General features: G+C 64.7%; 8 protein-coding genes. 4 read left to right on the top strand and 4 right to left on the bottom strand.

The window, feature by feature from the left end:
• Nucleotides 1-4 precede the first annotated feature (4 nt).
• The 3 genes from F1609_RS09985 to F1609_RS09995 all read left to right on the top strand — a co-directional run bounded on the left by F1609_RS09985 (nucleotide 5) and on the right by F1609_RS09995 (nucleotide 5,228).
• Entirely contained in the window at nucleotides 5-1,558 is a 1,554-nt protein-coding gene (locus F1609_RS09985) for a S1C family serine protease (RefSeq protein WP_167076286.1), read from the top strand.
• Between the two features lie 149 nt (nucleotides 1,559-1,707).
• Nucleotides 1,708-4,047, top strand: a complete 2,340-nt coding sequence (locus F1609_RS09990) for a TonB-dependent receptor domain-containing protein (protein WP_167076287.1) — start codon at nucleotides 1,708-1,710, stop codon at nucleotides 4,045-4,047.
• A 29-nt stretch (nucleotides 4,048-4,076) separates the two neighbouring features.
• On the top strand, nucleotides 4,077-5,228 hold the full coding sequence (locus tag F1609_RS09995; RefSeq protein ID WP_167076288.1) for a hemin-degrading factor: 1,152 nt from the start codon (nucleotides 4,077-4,079) through the stop codon (nucleotides 5,226-5,228).
• 3 nt (nucleotides 5,229-5,231) lie between these two features.
• Here the strand turns inward: F1609_RS09995 and F1609_RS10000 are convergent, their stop codons facing one another.
• Together F1609_RS10000 and F1609_RS10005 are read right to left on the bottom strand one after the other, a co-directional pair.
• Nucleotides 5,232-6,869 carry a serine hydrolase gene (locus F1609_RS10000; protein WP_167076289.1) on the bottom strand — a complete coding sequence of 546 codons (1,638 nt, stop codon included), beginning with the start codon at nucleotides 6,867-6,869 and terminating at the stop codon, nucleotides 5,232-5,234.
• Nucleotides 6,870-6,891: 22 nt separating this feature from the next.
• A complete protein-coding gene (locus tag F1609_RS10005) occupies nucleotides 6,892-8,757 on the bottom strand; it encodes a M1 family metallopeptidase (protein WP_167076290.1) in 1,866 nt (621 codons plus the stop codon).
• Nucleotides 8,758-8,915: 158 nt separating this feature from the next.
• Here F1609_RS10005 and F1609_RS10010 point away from each other — a divergent pair, with 158 nt between their 5' ends.
• Complete coding sequence (locus F1609_RS10010; protein WP_167076291.1) at nucleotides 8,916-9,494, top strand: TMEM165/GDT1 family protein; 579 nt, start codon at nucleotides 8,916-8,918, stop codon at nucleotides 9,492-9,494.
• 271 nt (nucleotides 9,495-9,765) lie between these two features.
• Here the strand turns inward: F1609_RS10010 and F1609_RS10015 are convergent, their stop codons facing one another.
• Nucleotides 9,766-12,231: a CehA/McbA family metallohydrolase gene (locus F1609_RS10015; protein ID WP_167076292.1), complete on the bottom strand. Its 2,466-nt coding sequence runs from the start codon at nucleotides 12,229-12,231 to the stop codon at nucleotides 9,766-9,768.
• Nucleotides 12,232-12,641: 410 nt separating this feature from the next.
• A complete protein-coding gene (locus F1609_RS10020; RefSeq protein ID WP_308609355.1) occupies nucleotides 12,642-21,392 on the bottom strand; it encodes a GH36-type glycosyl hydrolase domain-containing protein in 8,751 nt (2,916 codons plus the stop codon).
• Between the last annotated feature and the right edge of the window lie 238 nt (nucleotides 21,393-21,630).

The following is a 21,630-nucleotide window of genomic DNA, read 5'->3' on the forward strand; positions in this document are numbered from 1 at the left end:
CCCAATGAACATATCGCGTATCGCCGTCGCCGCCGCCCTTGCCGCGGCAAGCCTGCTGGCCCATGCTTCACTGGCCCAGGCAGCACAGGACGTCACGAGTGGCTCGACACCGGCCGCACCGGTGGCCGCCATTCCCGCCAACCTGGAAAACTCGGTCGTCAAGGTGTTCGCCACCCTGCGCCGTCCGGACCCGTACAAACCATGGACCAAGGCTTCGCCGCAAGAAGTAACCGGCTCCGGCGTGGTCATCGACGGCAAGCGCATTCTCACCAACGCCCACGTGGTCGGCTACGCCAGCCAGGTGCAGGTGCAGGCCAGCCAGGCCGGCGGCAAGGTCTCGGCCACGGTGGTGGCGGTCGCGCGCGGGATCGACCTGGCCATCCTCAAGCTCGACGACGAATCGTTCTTCGACACCCACGCGCCGGTCGCGCGCGCCAGCGTGCTGCCGGACGTGCGCGACCAGGTCTTCGCCTACGGCTACCCGACCGGCGGCACCTCGCTCTCGATCACCAAGGGCATCGTCTCGCGCATCGAATTCGCCAACTACAGCATGGGCACCACCGGCCTGCGCATCCAGATCGACGCCGCCATCAACCCCGGCAACAGCGGCGGCCCGGCGATTGCCAACGACAAGATGGTGGGCCTGGCCTTCGGCGGCGCCGCCAACACCCAGAATATCGGCTACATCATTCCGAACGAAGAAGTCGACCTGTTCCTGCGCGATGTCGCCGACGGCAAATACGACGGCAAGCCATCGCTGACCGACGAAGTGCAGACCCTGGAAAACCCGGTCCTGCGCGAATTCCTCAAGCTCGATAAAAACGTCGCCGGGGCCGTGGTGCAGCGTCCCAACCAGAACGACGCGGCCTATCCGCTCAAGGAGTGGGACGTGATCACCCACATCGGCGACTCGCCTATCGACAACCAGGGCATGGTCAAGCTGGGCACCAACCTGCGCGTGCGCTTCCAGTACCGCGTGCAGCAGGTAACCAGGGATGGCGCGGTGCCGCTGACGATTGTCCGCGCCGGCAAAAGCATGAACGTCAAGGTACCGGCCGTGGGTGGGCGCAAGCTGCTCATTCCAGACCTGAACAACGGCTATCCGTCGTACTTCATCTACGGCCCGATCGTGTTCTCGCGCGCCAGCACCGACTTCCTCGCCTTCCTCAACTCGAGCGTCAACGTGATGGCGACGGCCAGCTACATTGCCAGCCCGCTGGTAACGCGCCGCGGCGACCCGCCGACGCCGGACCGCCAGGAGCTGGTGGTGGTCAGCTCGCCCTTCTTCCCGCATAAATCGGTGGCCGGCTACTCCAACCGTTTCGGCTCGGTGATCTATTCGGTGAACAAGGTCCCGGTGCGCAGCCTGGCGCACATGGTGCAGCTGCTGCGCGACTCGAAGGACGAACTGATCGTGATCCATTTCGACCAGCGCGGCGGCGAAAACATGGTCCTGCGCCGCAAGGAGATGGTCGACGCGACCGAAAGTATCTTGTCCGATAACGGCATCCGCCTCCAGGGCACGCAGGACATGATGGACGTCTGGAACCGCAAGTAAGCAACTGGTAGCAAAGCGCCCGGCGGGGATGCATTGCAAATGATAATGATTCTTGTTATCATTTGACACCCGCCAGCAAGTGTTCCTGCGCGACGCGCCCGCGTCGCCAGGTCCGAGAGCCAGCCTGACACTCTCCGACCTGGACCACCATGACCACTCAGCTCCCGCTGCCGGCACGCGCGAATGCGCGCCGGCCCGCCGCCGCACCAGCGCGCCGCCTTCTCAATACCACCCTCAATGCCGCCATGCTGGCGATGCTGAGCTCCGCCAGCGCGCATGCGCAAGGCCCGCGCGCACCGCAGCAGTTGTCCGATATCGTCGTCACGCCGCTGCGCGAAAAGGAGAAGGCGCCCGATGCGCTGCAAGGCAGCGTGGCCATCATCAGCGCCGAGGAACTGGCGCGCCGCAACGCCGGCGACATGAGCGCCATCGCGCGCTACGAGCCGCTGGTCAGCGTACCGGCCGCCTTCAGCGGCAGCGGCAGCGTGTGGGACGGCGCCGGCAACACCGGCTTTAATATCCGCGGGGTCGAAGGCAACCGCGTCAGCCTCGATATCGACGGCATCGCCCTGCCCGACGCCGCCCCCAAGCCGGACGGCACCGCCATGAACACCTTCGGCATCGGGCGCGATTACTTTGACCCTGCCATGTTCCGCGAAGTGCGCATCGGCTCCGGCACCGGCCCGGCTGCGGCGCGCTCGCCCGGCCTGGCCGGCAGCGTTGCCTTTGCCACCAAATCGCCTTCCGACTACCTGAGCGACGACAAGCGCAGCTACCTGGCCTATGCGCTCGGCTACAGCGCCGCCAACAAGAGCCGCTCGCACAGCTTGACGGGCGCGGCGCGCATGGGCGCACTCGATGCGCTGGCCGTGGCCGTGCACCGCAGCGGCAAGGAGCTTGAAAACAAGGGCAGCGTGGCGGAAAACCCGGACGACTGGGATTCGAACGCGCTGCTGGCCAAGTTCCAGTGGACCCCAGGCCAGGGCCAGCGCATCGGCCTGACACTGGACGGCTATGAACGCGACAACGCGCGCAGCTACGTCAACAAGACCGGCGGCCTGTATCCGAACGGCGTGCTACAGGATTCGCACACCAAGCGCACGCGCGTGAGCCTTGAACACCGCATCAGTGGCGCCACCAACGGCATCTTCGACACGTTAGAGAGCCGCCTGTACGTGCAGGACGCCAGCGTGGAAGACCGCACCCGCGCGCGCTACATCACCGGCAACCAGCCCTACCTGCGCAATATCGACACCGGCTACTTCAACAAGAGCGCCGGCGCAGGGGCGGACGCCACCCTGAAGCTCAATGATTCGCTCAGCCTGGCCTATGGCGCCGCCTGGGAGCAAACCGAGACGCGCCGTCCGTGGCTGGAAGACCGTACCGTCATCGCCACCGGTGCGCACCAGTTCACCATGAAGAACCGCATGGCCGACATGGACAGCGACAAAGCCAGCGCCTACCTGCGCGGCGAATTCGGCTTTGCGCTGGGCGGTTACAAGGCCACGCTCACGCCCGGCCTGCGCTTTGAGCACCGCAAGCTCACGCCCAGGAACCTGGGCGGCTACGTGGTGGCCGTGCCATCGGCGGCCGGCGAAATCAAGACCGAGAGCGACGCCTACGCCACCCCGAGCCTGAATCTGTCGCTTGCGCTGTCGCAGGATCTGTCGGTCTATGCGCGCCTCAATCGCGGCGCGCGCCTGCCCACGGCGGCCGAGCGCACCGGCACCTACGACTCGTTCAGCTACACCGGATCGGGTGTCGGCTACGCGGTGCTGGGTAACCCGAACCTGAAAAAAGAAACCAGCCAGGCCTTTGAGGCGGGCATCAAAAGCAGCCCGGCCAAGGGCATGCAGCTCAGCGCATCGGTGTTTCGCACCGAGTACAAGAACTTCATCGACTACGTGGCGCAGGCGCCGGACCCGGTGAACTACCCGACCGTCACGCGCGGCCTGTACCGGCCAGAGAACAACGGCAGCGCGCGCACCTGGGGCGGCGAAGCGTCGCTGCGCGCGGAGCTGGGTACGTGGGCGCCGGCGCTGGCCGGCTACAGCATTGCGGCCGCCGCCGGTGTCTCGCACAGCAAGGCGCGCGACAGCAGCACCGGCAGGGAAGGCGAACTGGCCTCCACCCTGCCGCGCAAGGCCAGCGCCACCCTCGCCTACGATGCGCCGGGCGAGGCCTGGGGCGTTTCGCTGAGCGCCGTGGCCACCGCCGGCAAGCAGCCGGCCTCGGACACCATCGGCGACACCAGCGTGCCGCGCTTCCGGATCGCCGGCGCCACCGTGGCCGACCTGGCGGCGTACTGGAACATCGGCAAGAACATCAAACTCAACGTCGGCATCTACAACCTGGGCGACAAGCGCTATTGGGACTACGCCACATCGCGCTCGCTGGCCGCAGGCCTTGACGCCGCCACCCTGGCCGACATCGAACGCCAGACACGCCCCGGCCGCAATGCCGCGGCCATGCTGTCGTTCCAATACTAACTACTCTTTTTCACCATCTGGAGACTCCCATGAAACGCTTACGCACCCTTCCGCTGGCCATTGCCGGCGCCCTGCTTGTGCTGGCCGGCCACGCCGGCGCCGCCACCCTGGCCGAGCGCTGGAGCCTGCTCCGCGCCGAACAGCCCAAGGTGATGATCCGTGACGCTGCGCGCACGCTCGGCGTGTCCGAAGCCGAACTGCTGGCGACGGGCATCGGCAGCACCGTCACGCGCCTGCGCAGCGACGGCAACGACCCGCGCGAGATCATGCGCCGCGCGCTCGACCTGGGCACCGTGCTGGCGCTGACGCGCAACGAGAACGGCGTGATCGAACGCACCGGCGTGGCGACCAAGGTCAAGCCGCAGCCGGAGGACGACAAGGAGGTTGTGAAAGATGAAGAGCGCGAAGCGCGCCAGCGCAACATCGCCGGCGGCTACCTCGGTGGCGAGATCGACCTGCGCTTCACCTTCTCGAAATGGAAGCACGCCTTTGCGGTGGTGCAGCCGGGGGCCGACGGCGTGATCAAACGCAGCCTGCAATTCTTCGACGAGAACGGCGCCGCGATCCACAAGATCTATCCGAAAGACGCCACCGGCGTGGCGGTGTTCGACAAGCTGGTGGCCGACTTCCGCCATCCAGAGCAAAGTGCGGCGCTCAAGGTGGCCGCGCGCGCGCCAAAAGCCCCCGAACTGGCCGACAGCAAAGTCGATGTCAAGGAATTCCAGCAAGCCTGGAACGAGATGAGCGACGTGCACCAGTTCAACCGCCTGCTGACCGAATTCAAGATCACGCGCGAACAGGCGATGCGTCTGGCGCCGGCCGGTATGGTGCAGCGCCTCAAGCCAGAAGCGGTACGTACCCTGCTCGACGAAGCGGCCAAACAGCAGCTGCCGATCATGTCCTTCCTGGGCAACGGCGCGCTGATCCAGATCTTCAGCGGCAAGATCACCAAGACAGCGCCGAGCGCGGGCTGGTACAACGTGCTCGACCCGGCCTTTAACCTGCACCTGCGCGACAGCGCCTTCAAGAGCGGCTGGGTAGTGCGGCGCGCGGGCGTGACCTCGGTCGAGTTCTACGACAACGAGGGCGAACAGGTGGTGAGCTTTTTCGGCGTGCGCGAACGCGGCCAACCGCAGCCGAAAAGCTGGGTTGACCTGACCGCCGCACTGCCGAAGGGTTGATGGTTACTTCGCTTCCTTGACTTCCTTCTTCTTCGCGGGCGTGAACAGCAGGTCCGCGAAGTCGTAGCTGAAATCGGTCTCGGACGACACCGGCGCCATCTTCATGCGTTCGATGCTGCCGTCCGGGTTCAGCGAAAACGTCACGTAAGCGTCGGCGTTGAAGTTGCGCTCCTTCCAGCGCACGATGAAGGTATCGTGCTGGAAGTGCTCCAGTTCCCCGGTCAGGTCGGGCGTGCGGGTAAAGCTCATCACCCGCTTGCCGCCGACCGGCTTGATGCTCACCGCGCCGTACCAGGCATCGTTATACTCGCCGTCGTAGGCTGCCAGCGGCAGCGAGGGGCGCGAGGCGGCGGCGCGGGTGGCGCTGGCCGTCTTCTGCCTGGCCAAATCCTTGTTGCGCATCTCGGCTTCCACATCGCTGATCAACTTGATCCAGTCGCTTGGTTCCGCATCGAGGTAATGATCGAGCAGGCGATACTGCAGCGACGTCATGGCCCCGCCGCTTTCGGCATTGGTCAGGATCGCAATGCCCAGCTTCGCTTCCGGCACCATCACCACGCGCGAATAAAATCCCTGCAGCGCGCCGCCGTGCATGGCCAGCTTGCGGCCCTTGTAGTCGCGCAGCTGGAAACCCAGGCCATAGGCGAAGAAATTCGGCCTGGTCGCCTCCAGCGTCGGTTTCGGCTCGCTGATTTTCATCGGCGTTTGCGCGGTCCACATTTCGCGGCCTTGCGCCTCGCTGAACAGGCGCGCCGGATTGCCCTGCGCATCCTTCGGCGCGGACGCGATGGCGCCGCCATCGAGCAGCACCGTCATCCAGCGCGCGATATCCTCGGCGCTGGTATTGATGCCGACCGCGCCGACCGCGTTCGGCACAGGCAGCGCGCGCACCGCGCTGATCTTGCCGTTGATTTTGCTGTGCGGAGAAGACACGTTGGGATTGCCCGCGTTGTCGGCCAGGCTGGTGGTGGTCGTGTTCATCCCAAGCGGCGTGAGGATGCGCTCGCGCACCGCATCGCCCCACGGCTTGCCGGCCTTTTGCGCGATGATCTTGCCGGCTACGATGTAGAGCAGGTTATCGTAGGCGTAGCTGTTGCGAAAACTCGTGGCCGGCTTCACGTAGCGCAGCTGCCCGATAATTTCGTCGGTCGTGAAACTGGTGGTCGGCCACCACAGCAAGTCGCCGGCGCCCAGTCCCAGGCCGCTGCGGTGCACCAGCAGGTCGCGCACCGTCATCTCGCGGGTAACGTAGGCATCGTACATCTGGAAGTCGGGCAGGTGCTTGATAACCTTGTCGTCCCATTCCAGCTTGCCTTCGTCGACCAGCATGGCCAGCGCGGCGGCGGTGAAGCCCTTGGAATTGGACGCCACCTCGAAAATGGTCTTGCCGTCGACCGGCGCCGGCTCGCCCAGCTTGCGCACGCCGAAGCCGCGCGCGGCCACCACCTTGCCATCCTTGACGATGGCGATCGCCATGCCGGGAACATCGAAGGTTTTCATCGCGCGCGCGACATCGGCCTCGAGGTCATAGGCGCGCGCCGGCGCGCTGGCCGCCAGCGGAGCGCCTGGCGCGGCCGGCGCCTGCGCGACGGCCGCAAAACTAGAGAACGCAAGCAGGGTCGCCGCCGCGATACGGTTCATATGGTGCACAGTTCCGGTCCCCTTAATTGGCTGCCATTTTCTTGTCGACGCTGGTCTGCGTGGCCGGATGGTAGCGCGGGCGCGCCTTTTTGTAGACCGACTCCGCGAACACCTTGTCGGCCGGTTTGGCGCGCAGTGCGGCGTACAGCGGCACCACGAACTTCTGGCGGCCCACGCTCATGAGGAAGGCTTCGAGCGGGGTTCGCACATCGGCATACCCGGCGTTGATCGACGCGCGGAAGAAGCGGAAGGCCACTTCGTTATTGGTGCTCTTGGCGAGGTTGAAAGCCTGGTCGAGTTCCTTGAGCTGGGCGGCACTGGCCTTGTTATCGATATCGTTCAGGAACTTCATCCACTCGGTGGAACTCCATTTTTTGGTATCGAGTTTAGCGGTCGGCGTGGCGCCGGAGAGCCAGCTGTTGCGCGCCTTGTCCAGTGCCGCCAGGCGGGTCGAGACCACGCGCCTGGCGCTGGCCGGGATGCCGGGGCCGTGCAGCCACTCGGTCAGTTCTGCCTCTGTCAGGAGCTTGGGATTTTTTGCCAGCAGGTTCTTGCGCAGGTAGTCCACGAACTGCTCGGTGGTCACGCTCTGGAACGCGTGCTGGTCGAACCAGCCGCGCAGGAAGGGATCGAACAGCGCGCGGCCGGCGCGCTGCTCGAGCGTGCGCAGGAACCAGGCGCCTTTCGGGTAGGCCAGGCCTTCATCGGTGTAGTTGGCCGACGAAGTGTCCGGGTCCTTGGTCAGCAAGGCCTGCTTGGCGGCCGGGATGGTGGCCAGCGAGGCGATCGCTTCTTCCTGTTCGAGCTGCAGGTTCATGTCGGCCACTTCGGCACCGTACAAGGATTCCAGGATGCGGGTGGTGACGTAGGTGGTGAAGCCTTCGTTGAGCCACCAGTGCTTCCACGAGGCGTTGGTGACCAGGTTGCCCGACCAGCTGTGCGCCAGTTCGTGCGCGATCAGGTCGACCAGGCTGCGGTCGCCCGCGATCATGGTCGGCGTGAGGAAGGTCAGGCGCGGGTTTTCCATGCCGCCGATCGGGAACGACGGCGGCAGCACCAGCATGTCGTAGCGCCCCCAGCGATACGGGCCGTACAGCGATTCGGCGGCGGCGACCATCTTTTCGGTATCGATGAATTCATACGCGGCCGCGCCGATGCGTTTTGGTTCGGCGTAGACGCCGGTGCGCGAACCGAGGGCGCGCACGTCGATCTCGCCGATGCCGATGGCCAGCAGGTAGGATGGAATCGGCTGCGGCATCTTGAAATCCCAGCCGCCCTTGCCGGTGGCATTGAGATCGTTATCGGCGCTCATGACCACGCGCAGGTTCTTGGGCGCCTCGATGTGGGCGCTGTAGGTGAAGCGCACGGCCGGAGTATCCTGGAGCGGCACCCACGAACGCGCGTCGATGGTCTGCGACTGGCTGAACATGAACGGCTGCTTGCCCGACATGGTCTGCACCGGCGCGAGCCACTGCAGCGCGGTGGCGCTTGGCGAGGTGCGGTAATAGATGCGCACCTTTTCCGGCTGCGCGGGCAGCGCGGCCAGGTCGATGTGCATGGCCTGGCCTTTTTCGGCGTCGAGTTTATCGATCGTGTGACGCACGCCGACCCATTTGCCGCTGGCATCGAGCGCCTGTACCTTGGAGACGGTCAGCGCGCGCGTATCGAGATCGAGCATGCGCGCCGATTTATCGATCCAGTTCAAGGTCAGTTCGGCGTGGCCGGACAGCGTCTTTTTTGCGAAATCGGCCTTCAGGTCCATGTGCAGGGCGCTGGTTTTCACCTGGTCGTAGCGCGCGTAGCTCAGGGGATCGAGGGCGTACGCGTGGGCGCTCAATTGGCAGAATACGGCGCAGGCGGTGGCGCGCAGGAGGGTCGATGTCTTCATGGTCTTTCCGGGTCGGTGGCATGTGGATTGGCGCAGGCAGAATATCACTTCCGCAGGCCGGACGAAAGCGCGCATGGGCGTATTGACGGCGCCTTGTGGCGCACAGCCACGCCGGAGGCTCTGTTATGATCCGCGCTTGCCGCTTGGATCATATCTGTATGGACGCCTTTCTTGTATCAACGGGCATCGTCGCCCTCGCCGAAATCGGCGACAAGACGCAGCTGCTGGCCTTTCTGCTGGCGGCCAAATTCCGGCGCCCGGTGCCGATCGTGCTGGGGATCCTGGTGGCGACCCTGGCCAACCATGCGTTTGCGGCGGCGGTGGGGGCGTGGATCAGCACCCTGCTCGGACCGAACGTGATGCGCTGGGTGCTGGGCGTATCGTTCCTGGCGATGGCCGCGTGGACCCTGGTGCCCGACAAACTCGATGACGACGAACAGCCGGGATTGGGGCGTTACGGCGTCTTCCTGACGACCCTGATCGCATTTTTCCTGGCTGAGATGGGCGACAAGACCCAGATCGCCACGGTGGCGCTGGCGGCGCGTTACGAATCGATGGTGGCGGTGGTGGCCGGCACCACATTCGGGATGATGCTGGCGAACGTGCCGGCGGTGTATTTCGGCGAGCGGATTGCCAACAAAGTACCGTTAAAACTGGTGCACGGCATCGCCGCCGCCATTTTTGCCGTGCTCGGCATTCTCACCCTGCTCGGCGCCGGCGCCCGCTTCGGCTTCTGAATTCCTACCAATTTTGAACTCCGACTCCTACAACCGGGGTCAGAGCTTTAATTCGAAAGACTGCAAACTCGCGGCCTGCCCCGATTTCACAAGTTGCCGGTTGCGCAGCACGTGGCAAATTGCTTCGATAACTGCGCAGTTGACAACGTTCTATCGTGATAATGCGACGCATCGTCGTTTCCAACAAAAAAGTTGCAAGTTAAAGCTCTGACCCCGGTGTGGCGGCAACAAAAAGTTTCGAGTCAGAGCTCTGACCCCGGTTTGGTGTTGCTTATTGCGTCGTGAGGGTGACGTCGTCGATCAGGAAGGCGGTCGGGATGGTCGAGCCTTCCACGCCTTCGAAGTAGATCCGCACCGTCTGCCCTTTGTAGGCCGTCAGGTCGAACGTCTTTTGCACGTAGCTGCTGCCTTTGTTGAGGTTGGAGTAGGTGGCCAACGTTGCGAGCACGGCGTTGCCACCGCTGCGCACCTGGACTTTCAGCTTGTCGTAGGAACTGGTGGTCGTGGTTTCGCTCGATACCACCTTCACCCAGAATCCCAAGGTGGCACTGGTCACCGTCGATGGAATCGCCACCTGCTGGTACACAGTGTCGGTGTTGCTTGCACCCTCGCCGTTGAGCGCGGCCTTCCAGCTGCCGCCGCGCGCCGCCTGGCCGGTCGAGTTGATCACGCCGCCCGACGCCACCCATCCGCTCACGCCCGCTTCGAAGCCACTGTTGATCAGCAGTTGCTGCTGCACCGTACCGCCGTTGCTGACGCTGAACCCGACCGGCGCCGAGACCGCGCTGTTGAGCGCCACGTCGTACGCCTTGGCGGTCAGCTGGTGACTGCCGTTGCTCAGGGTCGCGGAGTCCAGGCTAAACGCGTACGGGGCCGTGGTGTCGACCCCTTTGAGCACATTGTCGACATAAAACTCGACCCGGCTGATGCCGCCGGCATCGCTTGCCGTGGCCGCCAGCGTGATGTTGCCGGTGCTACCGCTCTGGCTCGCGCTGACCACCGGCGCCGTGGTGTCGCCTCCGCCGCCGCCCGCCGTCTGGGTCACCCAGATCGGGGCCGACCACAAAATCTTGCCGTCATCCTGGGTCAGTTTGGCATAGTAAAAGTGCTCGCCGACCGACGGGGTAATGGTGGTGTTGGCGCTGCTGGCGAGCTGGCTGACCGCGCCCTTGCGCCCAGGCACGCCTTCGACGATCGATACCGTCGACGCCAATCTGCCGCTGGTGCTGGCGAAGTTGGCGATCAGGTTGAGCGGGCCGCTGTTGCTGAAGCGCTCGCCCATGAGCTTGCCGTTGGCGGTGAGCACCAGTTGCGAGGTCTTGTCCATGGTGGCGAACACGCGCCGCGCCTTGAGGGCCTCGATGAAGCTCGCTTGCGTCAGCGGCGTGCCGTTGGGAATCAACACGCCGGTGCGGTTGGTGTAGGACGCGCCCCAGTTGGCGCAGTGATTATCTTGATTGGTGGCAAAGGCAACGTGAAAGCCGGACTCGAGCGCCTTGTTGCAGGCACTTTCAAAACTGCTGCGCCCGGTTTCGGTTTCGCTGGTATTGGTCGAGAACGCCGAGGTATTGAGCACTTCGCACAGCACCATGGCCTCGTCGCCGTCAGCCGTGTAGCCGAGCGGCACGCCGCCGACCAGAAATTGTCCGCTCGACGAAGGATGGTTGAACTGCCCCACCCAGCCGCGCTGGCGCATCAGGGTGTACAGGCCGCTGTAGTCGCCCTTGGGCGTGAGCGTGTCGCCGATCAGCTGGCCGCTGCTATTGAGTTCCCACTGCAACAATTCCGGCGTGTTGAAGATGTTCAGGTGGCCGCCGTTGTTGATCACGCCCCACTCGATGCCGTACACGCCCAGGAAGTCGGGATTGGCGGCATTGAAATCGGCCGCGGCGCTCAGGCCGGATTTGAACAGGGCCTTGGCCGTGGCCGGGCTGGCGCCGCTGTTGGTGCCGTCGGAGCCGTCGTACATGTGGTTGTGCTCGGACGTGGCGAGAATATCGAGCCCCTTGTTGCGGGCGTAGGCGAACGCGTCGGCCGGACCGAAGGGGGCGCTTTGCGGCGCTTGCGAGCCGCTGCAACTGCCGATCGCGCCGCCGCCGTCGCTGTGATTGGTCTGGCTGTGCAGGTTGGCAAAATACACGGTGTACGGCAGCGATCCCGGCGCGGGGCCGGCCGTTTGCACGGACGACAGCTCGCCCGCCTTGCCGCTGACCTTGTTGGTGGGTAAAGCGCGGAAGGCCGGCATGGCGACCTGGGCGGTCTTGCCGAGCGCCAGGTCCCAGCTTTGTTCCACCATCTCGTCGGCGCCGGCCGCCAGCAGGCGCTCGACCGACTCCGGCGACTGGTCCGGCGCGCGGCCGCGCTCGGCTGCGTCGTTGGAAACCGCCTGCATGCGCACTTTGTAGATGCCGTCGGCAAGGCCGCCCTTGCCCGCCCAGCGCACCTTGACGTCGACCGGCTTCTGGAACATGCGCTGCACGCCCGTCCATTGCTGGACCACCTGGCCGCCCGGGCTGACCAGTTCCAGTTTCCAGCTCACTTCCTGCGCACGTTCGGCATGCGGATAGTCGAAGGCGAGCGTGAAGGTGCGCGCCGCGCTGGCGCCCGCGTACGGCACGTGCAGGGTGGCTTCGAATTCCTGGTGGTCGGCTTCGGAGGCCATGACGGCGTGGCTGGCGGACAGCGCCAGGGCGATTACGAGCGGGCGGAACAGCTTGAAGGTGGTGAGGTTGCGCATGGGAATCCCGTTAACATTGATAGGTACAGACAACTGAATTCTCGCAACTATGCATGACGTTTCCGTGACAAAGTATTTACATTTGGAAATGTGTTTCGGAGGAAGATGATATTTCGTTAGGTGAAGCAACACGGGCCTTGCCGAGAGTCAACTCAAGAATGGCGGGCTTAGCAGGGGGAGATGGATTTGTTGCCGAGGAGCAGCGCCGTGCGCCTGTGGAAAACTAAATAGTCGGTTTGTTGCGGGAAACATGAAAATGTCCAGATTGAGACATTTTGTTCCGGATCTTTCTCTCTACCGAGGACCAAAACCCGCAGACAAACCCTGCGCAAAAATGAACACCGCCGCGATGTCCGAGGCCAGGAATTACTCCTGTCATCGAACATCGCGGCGGTTTTTCGACGCCCGGCTTAACCCTGGCGGCGCACCTGCAACAGCACCGTGTGCGGACGGCCGTCATCGACCATCTGGATCACGTTCGCCTCCTGCGCCACGCCGTCGACCGTCATCGCATCGACCTCGCCGGCCTGCACCGAAATCGCATACACCGTCTCGCGATAGCGGTACTGCAGCTTGAAGCCCGGCCAGTCAGCCGGCAGATGCGGCGTCATGGTCAGCTTGTCGCCAGCCAGGCTCACGCCCAGCAGCGACTCGACGATCAGGCGATACATCCAGCCCGACGAACCGGTGTACCAGCTCCACCCGCCACGGCCGATGTGCGGCGACACCGCGTACACGTCGGCAGCGACCACATATGGCTCGACCTTGTACAGGGCCGCGCTCTCCGGCGTACTGCCATGCTGCACCGGATTGATCATGCGCAGCAGCTCCCAGGCGCGCTCGGTGTCGCCCATCTTGGCGAACGCCATCGCGGTCCAGATCGCGGCGTGCGTGTACTGCCCGCCGTTTTCGCGCACACCCGGCACGTAGCCGCGGATGTAGCCGGGATTGAGCACGCCGTCGTCGAACGGCGGATCGAGCAGCTGCACCAGGCCGTAGTCGCGCCGCACCAGGCGCTCGTCGACCGCCTTCATGGCCGACGCCGTACGCTCCGGATTGGCCGCGCCCGAAATCACGCCCCAGCTCTGCGAGATCGAATCGATCTGGCATTCGTCGTTGGTGTGCGATCCGAGCGGGGTGCCATCGTCGAAGTAGGCGCGGCGGTACCACTGGCCGTCCCACGCGTTCGCTTCCACATTGGCCGCCAGGGTGGCTGCTTCGGTCTTGCAGGTTTCGGCAAACGCGTGGTCGCCGTACACCACCGCCACTTCCGAGAAGCGTTGCAGTACTTCGTACAGGAAGAAGGCCAGCCACACGCTCTCGCCCTTGCCTTCGTTGCCGACCCGGTCCATGCCGTCGTTCCAGTCGCAGGTGCCGATCAGCGGCAAGCCATGTTCGCCGAAGCGCAGGCCGCGTTTAATGGCGCGCACGCAGTGCTCGTACAGGTCGCCGGTCTGGCTGGAACGGCCGGGCATGTCGTAATAGGACTCTTCTTCCTGCTTGAGCGGACGCCCTTCGAGGAACGGCGCCGGTTCGGTCAGCACGCTGCGGTCGCCCGTGCCGATGACGTAGCGGTGCGCCGCCAGCGGCAGCCACAGATAGTCATCCGAACAGTGCGTACGCACGCCGCGGTCCGATGGCGGATGCCACCAGTGCTGCACGTCGCCTTCCACGAACTGGTGGGCCGCGCACATGAGCAGGTGCTCGCGCAGCAGGTGCGGTTCGGTGTGGATCATCGACATCGCATCTTGCAGCTGGTCGCGGAAGCCGAAAGCGCCGCCCGACTGGTAGTAGCCGCTGCGCGCCCACAGGCGGCAGGCGATGGTCTGGTACATCAGCCAGCCGTTGGCAATCACGTCCATCGACGGATCCGGGGTTTGCACCTGGATCGCGCCGAGCGTGTGGTCCCAGTGCTTGCGCACCATCGCCAGCGAAGCGGCGGCGGCGGCGCTGCCGCTGTATTTCTGTACCAGGCCGCTGGCGTCCGCATTGCGGCGGCCGCCGACACCGAGCATGAACACCAGTTCGCGCTCCTGGCCCGGTTGCAGTTCCACCATTACCTGCAGCGCGGCGCACGGATCGAGCGCGGCGCCGATTTTTCCGGACAGGCGCGCGCGGCCCATCGCAGCAGGACTGGCCAGGGTGCGGTTGCGGCCGATGAATTCGTTGCGGTCGGCGGTAAAGGTTTTTTGCTGCGCGTCGACGTGGAAGAATCCCACGCGGCCGGTGAACTCGGTGTTGTAGGCGTTACGCGCAAAGATCGCGCCACTCATCGGATCCTGCTCGGTGGTGACGTGCATGGCCGACTTGGCGCGCAGGTCGCCCAGCACCCATTCCACGTAGCCGGTAGCCGACAGGCGGCGCGCCACCGTGCTGTCGTTGCGGATCTTGATGACCGAATACTTGATCGACGCATCGAGCGCCACAAACGTGGACAGTTCGGTGTGAATGCCCTCTTCGCTGTGCTCGAACACGCTGTAGCCGAAGCCGTGGCGCGTGATGTATTCGCCCGCCGCGCGTACCGGCAGCGCGGTCGGCGACCAGAAACGGCCGGTCTGCTCGTCGCGGATATAAAACGTCTCGCCGCTGCTGTCCGAGACCGGGTCGTTGGCCCATGGCGTAAGGCGGAACTCGTGCGCGTTTTCGCTCCAGGTGTAGGCCTGGCCGCTCTCCGACACAACACTGCCGAAGTTGGGGTTGGCCAGCACGTTGACCCACGGCGCTGGCGTGCGGTTTTGCGCATCGGTGCGGATGACGTACTCGGTGCCGTCGGCGCTGAAGCCTCCCAGTCCATTGTGCAGGATCAGGTCGCGCTCCAAGACCGCGGCGCCGGCCGCCGGAATATCGGCGCGCAGCTCATACTCTTCGTTGCGCGATTCGACCACCAGCAATGGCAGTTTCGGCGCCACCGGCGTGGCGCGCTTGACCTGGTCGGCCAGCGTGCCGCTGCTGTCGGAAATGATGGCGCGCGCTACCGACTGCATCAGCACCCGGTCTTCCTGCGCGATCTGGTCGAGCAGGCGCACGAAGATGCCGCCCGGACGGTCGATCGCCTGGGCGTCGATGCCGGAGGCGATCAGGCCCATGATCTGGTCGTGCAGCAGCTGGCGGTAACCCGACTGGTCTTCGTACCAGATGACCAGGTCGACCACCAGCCCCTTGAGGCGCCAGTAGGCGTGCGCCTGCACCATCTGGCGCGCCAGGTCGATATTGGCGGGGTCCTTGATCTGCATCAGCACGATCGGCAGGTCGCCCGAAATGGCGTACGCCCACAGGCCCGACTGGCCGCGCTGGTTGCGGATCAAAATGCTGGCGTCGGCGCGCAGCGAGGCGTTCGGGTAGATCACCGTGCTGGCCAGGCGGCTGTAGAGCTGCGCGTCCGATTCGGTGGCGTTCAATTGACGCAGCACGACCTGGCTGTGGGTCCATGCCAGTTCGAATACGCGGTCGGCCAGGTGGCGGTCCTGGTATTTGTCGATCAGGTGCACCGCTTGTTCGCGCGTGTCGGTCATGCCGGTCACGACGTCCAGCACCACCATCTGGTCGGGTTCGAGCGTGACCTTGTAGCGGATCGCGACCACCGGGTCGAGCACCGAGCCTTCGCCCCCGCCCAGTGGCTGCGGTTCGAGCATGGCGCGCGGAGCGACCGTGCTGTTGGCGCGGCCGAGGAATTCGCTGCGGCTGGTCTCGAACGAGACGTCCAGCAGCGCGCCGTCGTGCACCGTCATCAGGTTCAGCATCCATGGCATCTGCTCGTCCTTGGCGCGCGGACGGCGGGTACACAGGATCGCATTTTCGTTGCGCAGGATTTCGGTCTGCACAAACAGCTTGCTGAACGCCGGGTGGGCATTGTCGGCGGCGGCCGGCGCCATCACCACTTCGGCGTAGCTGGTGAACTCGATGGTGCGCTTGACGTTCGACTTGTTGGTGATGCGGGTACGCCGCATCTCGATGTCGTCTTCCGGCGAGACCACGATTTCGGTGTACAGGTCCAGGCCCCGGTCGTGGCGGCGGAACTCGGCGCGCCCTTCCGAGAAGATGACTTCATACGATTGCGGTTCGACCATGGTCGGCTGGTAGGCGGTCGACCAGAAATGGCCGCTGTCCACATCGCGCACGTAGCAGAAGTTACCCCAGTTGTCGGAGGTGCCATCTTCGCGCCAGCGCGTCACGGCCAGGTCCTTCCAGCGGCTGTAGCTGCCGCCGGCGCTGGTGACCATCACATGGTAGCGGCCATTCGAGAGCAGCTGCACTTCCGGCTGCACCGTGGTGGTCTGGCTGATGATGCGGGTGGCGGCGGTCGATACTTCCTGCGCCGGCGCGCGCATGGCGGCCAGTTCGGCGGTGTTGGAATAGAAAGCGCCGGCGCGCGGCACGCGCTCCTGCAGCACCAGCATGGTGGCCTGGAACAGCGGGTCGGACTCGAAACGGCGCTGCATCGGACGGTCGTGCAGCAGGTAGCTGAGCGCGAGGAAACCCATGCCCTGGTGGTGCGCCATGAAGGAGCGGATCACGGCAAAGGTCTGGCCGCGCGGCAGGCGCGCAGCCGTGTAGTCGATCGCTTCGTAGAAACCGTGCTTGCCCATGAAGCCCAGATCGGCCATGCGCTGCAAATTCTCCACCGCCGCATCCGGATGGACCATCAGGCTCATCATGGTTGCGTACGGCGCTATCACCAGATCGTCGCCCAGGCCGCGTTTCAGGCCCGTGCCCGGCACGCCGAAAGCGCGGTACTGGTAATTGAGGCTGGCGTCGACGGTGTTGTAGCCGGATTCGGAAATCCCCCACGGCACGTCGCGCTGTTTGCCGTACTCGATCTGCGCGTTGACGACCGAGCGGTAGGTCTGGTCGAGCAAGGTGTTCTGGTAGGTCGGCATGACCAGCAGCGGCATCAGGTACTCGAACATCGAGCCGCTCCACGACAGCAGCAGTTGCTCGTTGCCGATGATGCACAGCTGGCGGCCCAGCGCGAACCAGTGCTCTTGCGGGAACTGGCCCTGCGCGATGCCGACGAAACTGCACAGGCGTACTTCGGACGCCAGCAAATCGTAGCAGGCCGCGTCCAGGCGGCGGTCGGAGACGTTGTAGCCGATCGCCAGCAGATTGGTGGTGGTGTTGTACATGAAGCGGAAGTCCATGTTCGCGAACTCGCGCGCTTCAGCCGCCATGCGGTTGATGTCTTCGATGCGCTGGGCGGCGCGGGTGCTGCCCTGGGCGACCAGGTCGGTCAGGGTTTGCTGGCGTTCGCGCTCGCTCGGGGCCAGGTCGGTGCTGGCACTGCCGGTAAGGGCAAAATTGGCCAGTTCGCGCAGGGTCGGAATGCGGGTCAGGCTGGTGTCGACCACATATTCCTGGGCCGAGCGCATCCACGGCGCGAACTGCAGCAGTTCGTCGCGCGCGCTGTGGCACTGGTCGGCGAGCTTGTCGGCCCAGCCTTGCAGGGTCGGTTCGCCCACCGGATGCATCGCGGCCAGAATGGCGTCGGCGCAGCCCGACAGGCGCGCCAGTTCGGCCACCATGCCCGGCAGGCTCTCGGTTTCGCGCACGCGGTCGGCGGACAAGTGGCTGCGCATGGCGTCGATCGCCGCCTTGACGGCAGGCCCGGCTTCGCCGGCGTGTTCCTGCACCACGTTCAGGGTGATCGAAATGCCGTCGAGCGTCTGCTTGCCGACGATCGGCTGGTCGGCCAGGGCGGTCAACCCCGGCGCCAGCGTGAGCAGGTGGCCGGCCAGGTTGCCGCTGTCGACCGCCGACACATACATCGGATGCAGCGGATTTAAGGTCAGCGTGTCGTACCAGTTATAGAAGTGACCGTGGTAGCGCTCCATGCGCGCCATGGTGTTGAGCGTGTCGCGGGTGCGCTTGAGCAGGCGCCCGGTGGTAATGAAACCGAAGTCCCAGGCGGTCAGGTTGGCCAGCAGCGCCATGCCGATGTTGGTCGGCGAGGTGCGGTGCGCAACCACCTTGACCGGGTGCTCCTGCATGTTGTCTGGCGCGAGCCAGTTGTCCTCCTGCGTGACATAGGTCTCGAAGAAGCTCCAGGTCTTGCGCGCCAGGGTTTCGAGGAACATGGTTTGCGGCGACGACAGGGCGGTGGCGGCGCGTTCCTGCGGAAGGCTGATCCACCAGGCCACGACCGGCGCGAAGAACCACAGCAGCAGCACGGGGGCGGCAACCGGCAGCGCGGCGCGGTGGAAGTACGCCAGCATGATTGCGGTGGCTGCGGCCAGCACCGGCGAAATCCACATGCTGCGCCAGTTGCTCTCCATGTCGGTGCTCGAGCGGTTCAGGCTCGATGGACGCCATTCGAGCAGGCGGCGGCGCGTGACCAGCATGCGCCAGGAGGCGCGCACGATGGCGTCGAGGCTGAAGTGCGCTTCGTACGGTAAAAAGGCCAGTTGCAGCGCCGAGTGTCCGAACATCAGGCGCGCGCTCTTGAACGCGGTCGCCAGGTGCTGCTGCCACAGCACGTCGTGCGGTTTTTCGACAATGTCGAACAGGGTGCTGAAGAAGGTCGGCAGGAAGATCACCGACAATACGCCCAGGGTCCAGAACAGCGGGGTAGGCATCAGCGCCCAGCTGAAGATCAGCAAGGCGGTAAGCGTGGTGGCGATCAGGCTGCGGCGCAGGTTGTCGAACAGCTTCCAGCGCGACAGCGCGCTCAAAGGATTCGCCTCGCGCTTGCCGTTCGCGCCAGGCACGCGCGGCAGCAGCCAGCCGGCCAGCTGCCAGTCGCCGCGAATCCAGCGGTGGCGCCGGCTCACGTCGTCGCTGTAGCGCGCCGGGTATTCTTCGTAGAGCTGGGCGTCGCTCAGCAGGCCGGCGCGCACGTAGCAGCCTTCCAGCAGGTCGTGGCTGAGAATCTGGTTGTCGGGCAGGCGGTGGCCGAGCACCGTCTCAAAAGTATCGACATCGTAGATGCCCTTGCCGACGAACGAACCTTCGTAGAACACGTCCTGGTACACGTCCGAGACGGTGCGGGTGTACGGGTCGATGCCCGGTTCGCCGCCGCACATGTGCTCATAGCGCGAGGCGTTGTCGCCCGGCAGGGCAGCGGCCACGCGCGGTTGCAGGATGCCGTAGCCTTCGATCACGCGTTTGCCGTCTTTATCGAGGGTCGGGCGGTTGAGCGGGTGCGCCATGGTGGAGATGAACTGGCGCGCGGCGTCGCGCGGCAGCTGGGTGTCGGTATCGAGTGTGATCACGTAGCGCACGTTGGCCAGGCCGTCGGTGGAACCGGCTACCATCGAGAACTGGTCGCGCGCGCCGCCGCGCAGGAAGGCGTTGAGCGCGGCGAGTTTACCGCGTTTGCGCTCGAAACCGATCCAGGCGTTTTCGCTTTCGCTCCACATGCGCGGGCGGTGCAGCAGCAGGAACGGCAGCAGGTGGCAGCGCGCCATGGCCGTCTCGCCGTCAGGGCCGAGGATTTCTTCGTCGACGTCGCAGCCGTATTTGGCATTGAGTTCGTCGATGGTGGCGCGGGCCTGTTCGACCAGTTCGTCGTCGCCAGGCATGTGCTGCTTGGGGGCGTCGACAAAATCGGTCAGCAGGCAAAAGCGCAGGTTCGGATCGCGGTTGGCCAGGTAGCGTACTTCCAGCGCTTCGCACAGCGAGGCGACGTTGTCGCGGCTGTACAGCAAGGTCGGCACCACCACCATCGAACGCGCATCGGTCGGAATGCCATCTTTAAAGTCCATGCGCGGCAGCGGGTGCGGGCGCGTGAGCTGGGTCGCCATGAAGTTCACCAGCGCCAGCGCCAATTGGCTCGATCCGAGCAGGGCCAGCAGGCCCAGCACGATCAGCATCCAGTCGTCCACGCCATCGGCGCGGGCGTGGATGATGGCGGTGCCGGTAAACAGCAAGGTGAGCACCACGATGCCGCCCAAATAGGTCGACAGGGGCGAGGCGCGTCCGCTCTTGTTCAGCGCTTCGAGCGGCGGATTGCGTACCGCCAGGCGTTTTTCGAGTTGTTCCTGGCCGCTGCCGACCAGGTAGTAGCCGATGTGGCGCGTGCGTTCATCGAGTCCGCCGGCGGCCGGCGAGCGCTTGGCCGTGGCCAGTTCGAGCGCGGTTTCGGCAACCTGCACTTCGGTGAAGTCGCTGCGCTTGGCCAGCTTTTCGATCACGTGGCGGTAGTTGTCGCGCGTGGCGAATTCCATCTTGCCGTAGGTGCCGGCGGGGTCCTGGCGCAAGGTCTGTTCGACCGCGCTCATGGTTTCGACGAATTCCTGCCAGTCCATGGTGCCGAGGAAGCGCAGGCTGCCGATGCTGTTGCTGATTGAGACCTGGTCGGCTGCCTGCTGGCCGATTTCGGCCTGGATCTGCTGTTCGATGGTCAGACCCGCATCGGCCAGGCGCGTGGTCACCCATTGCAGCGCCAGGGTCAGTGCGGGGCTCTGCCCTTGCAGGCGGCGCGCCAGTTCGGCCACGAAACCGCTATTCATCGGCTGGCCGGAACGGGCCATGTCGGCCACCAGCAAAATCAGGTCGCTCGGATTCTTTTCGGCCGTTTCGGCCATCTGGTCGGCCCAGGTGTTGGCGCGGTCGCGCTGGACACGGTTGTCGTACACGCGCGCGGCCACGCGCCGCAGGTTCTCGATCAGCGCCAGGCGCAGCATGATCGGAATGGCCCACAATTCGCCGAGCTTGAGGGTCGCTGCTTCCTGGTAGGCGTCCACGAACCGCGACAGGCTTTCGGGATCGACCCGGCCATCGCCGTGCGAGATGATCTCGAGCGCGATCTGGTACACGCGCGGATTGCCGTCGGCTTCGTCGTTGGCCAGGCGCGGCAGCTCCTTGGAGTAGTCTTTCGGCAGGTGGCGCCGGGCGATGCGGATCTGCTCTTCGACCAGGTAGAAGTTATCGAGCAGCCATTCGGAGGCGGGCGTAATCTGTCGCCCCGCCTTGATGGCGGCGGTCAGCTCCGAACAGGTGTCGGTGATGATGGCGGCATTTTCGGTCAGGCGCGGAAGCAGGCGATCCGGTCCGCTGCGCTCGCTGAGCTTGTGAGTCGAGGCCAGATGCTTGCCGTGCATCGCCATTTGAGCGGCACTGAACAGTTCCGAGCGCAGGGGGACGTCGTCGCCGCCATGGCGTTCGCCGTCGTGGACATTGCGCCAGGCATAGAGCGTGTCGGCTAATTTAGTATTTTCTTGATTCAACAGAGACCTCGCGTGGGCATAAGTAGCCAACACGCTGCGGGACAGCGAGTTGCGACCGGGTCGTACGGCTGTTGCAATCTTATAACGATGCTACTGTGGCGACTGTGCGCCAGCGAACACTACGGGCTTGTCCGCCGGAAGCAACTGGGGGCAGTTTGGATGCAATCCAACAAAAATATTGCGCCTTCCATCATCCCTGTAATCCGCGGGCATCAAACGATGACGACCGCCAAGAATG

This window comes from Massilia aquatica (genome assembly GCF_011682045.1).
GTDB lineage: Bacteria > Pseudomonadota > Gammaproteobacteria > Burkholderiales > Burkholderiaceae_D > Telluria_A > Telluria_A aquatica.

Bases quoted from the DNA above. Each gene is read 5' to 3' on its own strand.
- F1609_RS10010 (WP_167076291.1), top strand. From the start codon at position 8,916: ATGGACGCCTTTCTTGTATCAACGGGCATCGTCGCCCTCGCCGAAATC.
- F1609_RS09995 (WP_167076288.1), top strand. From the start codon at position 4,077: ATGAAACGCTTACGCACCCTTCCGCTGGCCATTGCCGGCGCCCTGCTT.
- F1609_RS10005 (WP_167076290.1), bottom strand. From the start codon at position 8,757: ATGAAGACATCGACCCTCCTGCGCGCCACCGCCTGCGCCGTATTCTGC.
- F1609_RS09985 (WP_167076286.1), top strand. From the start codon at position 5: ATGAACATATCGCGTATCGCCGTCGCCGCCGCCCTTGCCGCGGCAAGC.
- F1609_RS09990 (WP_167076287.1), top strand. From the start codon at position 1,708: ATGACCACTCAGCTCCCGCTGCCGGCACGCGCGAATGCGCGCCGGCCC.
- F1609_RS10000 (WP_167076289.1), bottom strand. From the start codon at position 6,869: ATGAACCGTATCGCGGCGGCGACCCTGCTTGCGTTCTCTAGTTTTGCG.
- F1609_RS10015 (WP_167076292.1), bottom strand. From the start codon at position 12,231: ATGCGCAACCTCACCACCTTCAAGCTGTTCCGCCCGCTCGTAATCGCC.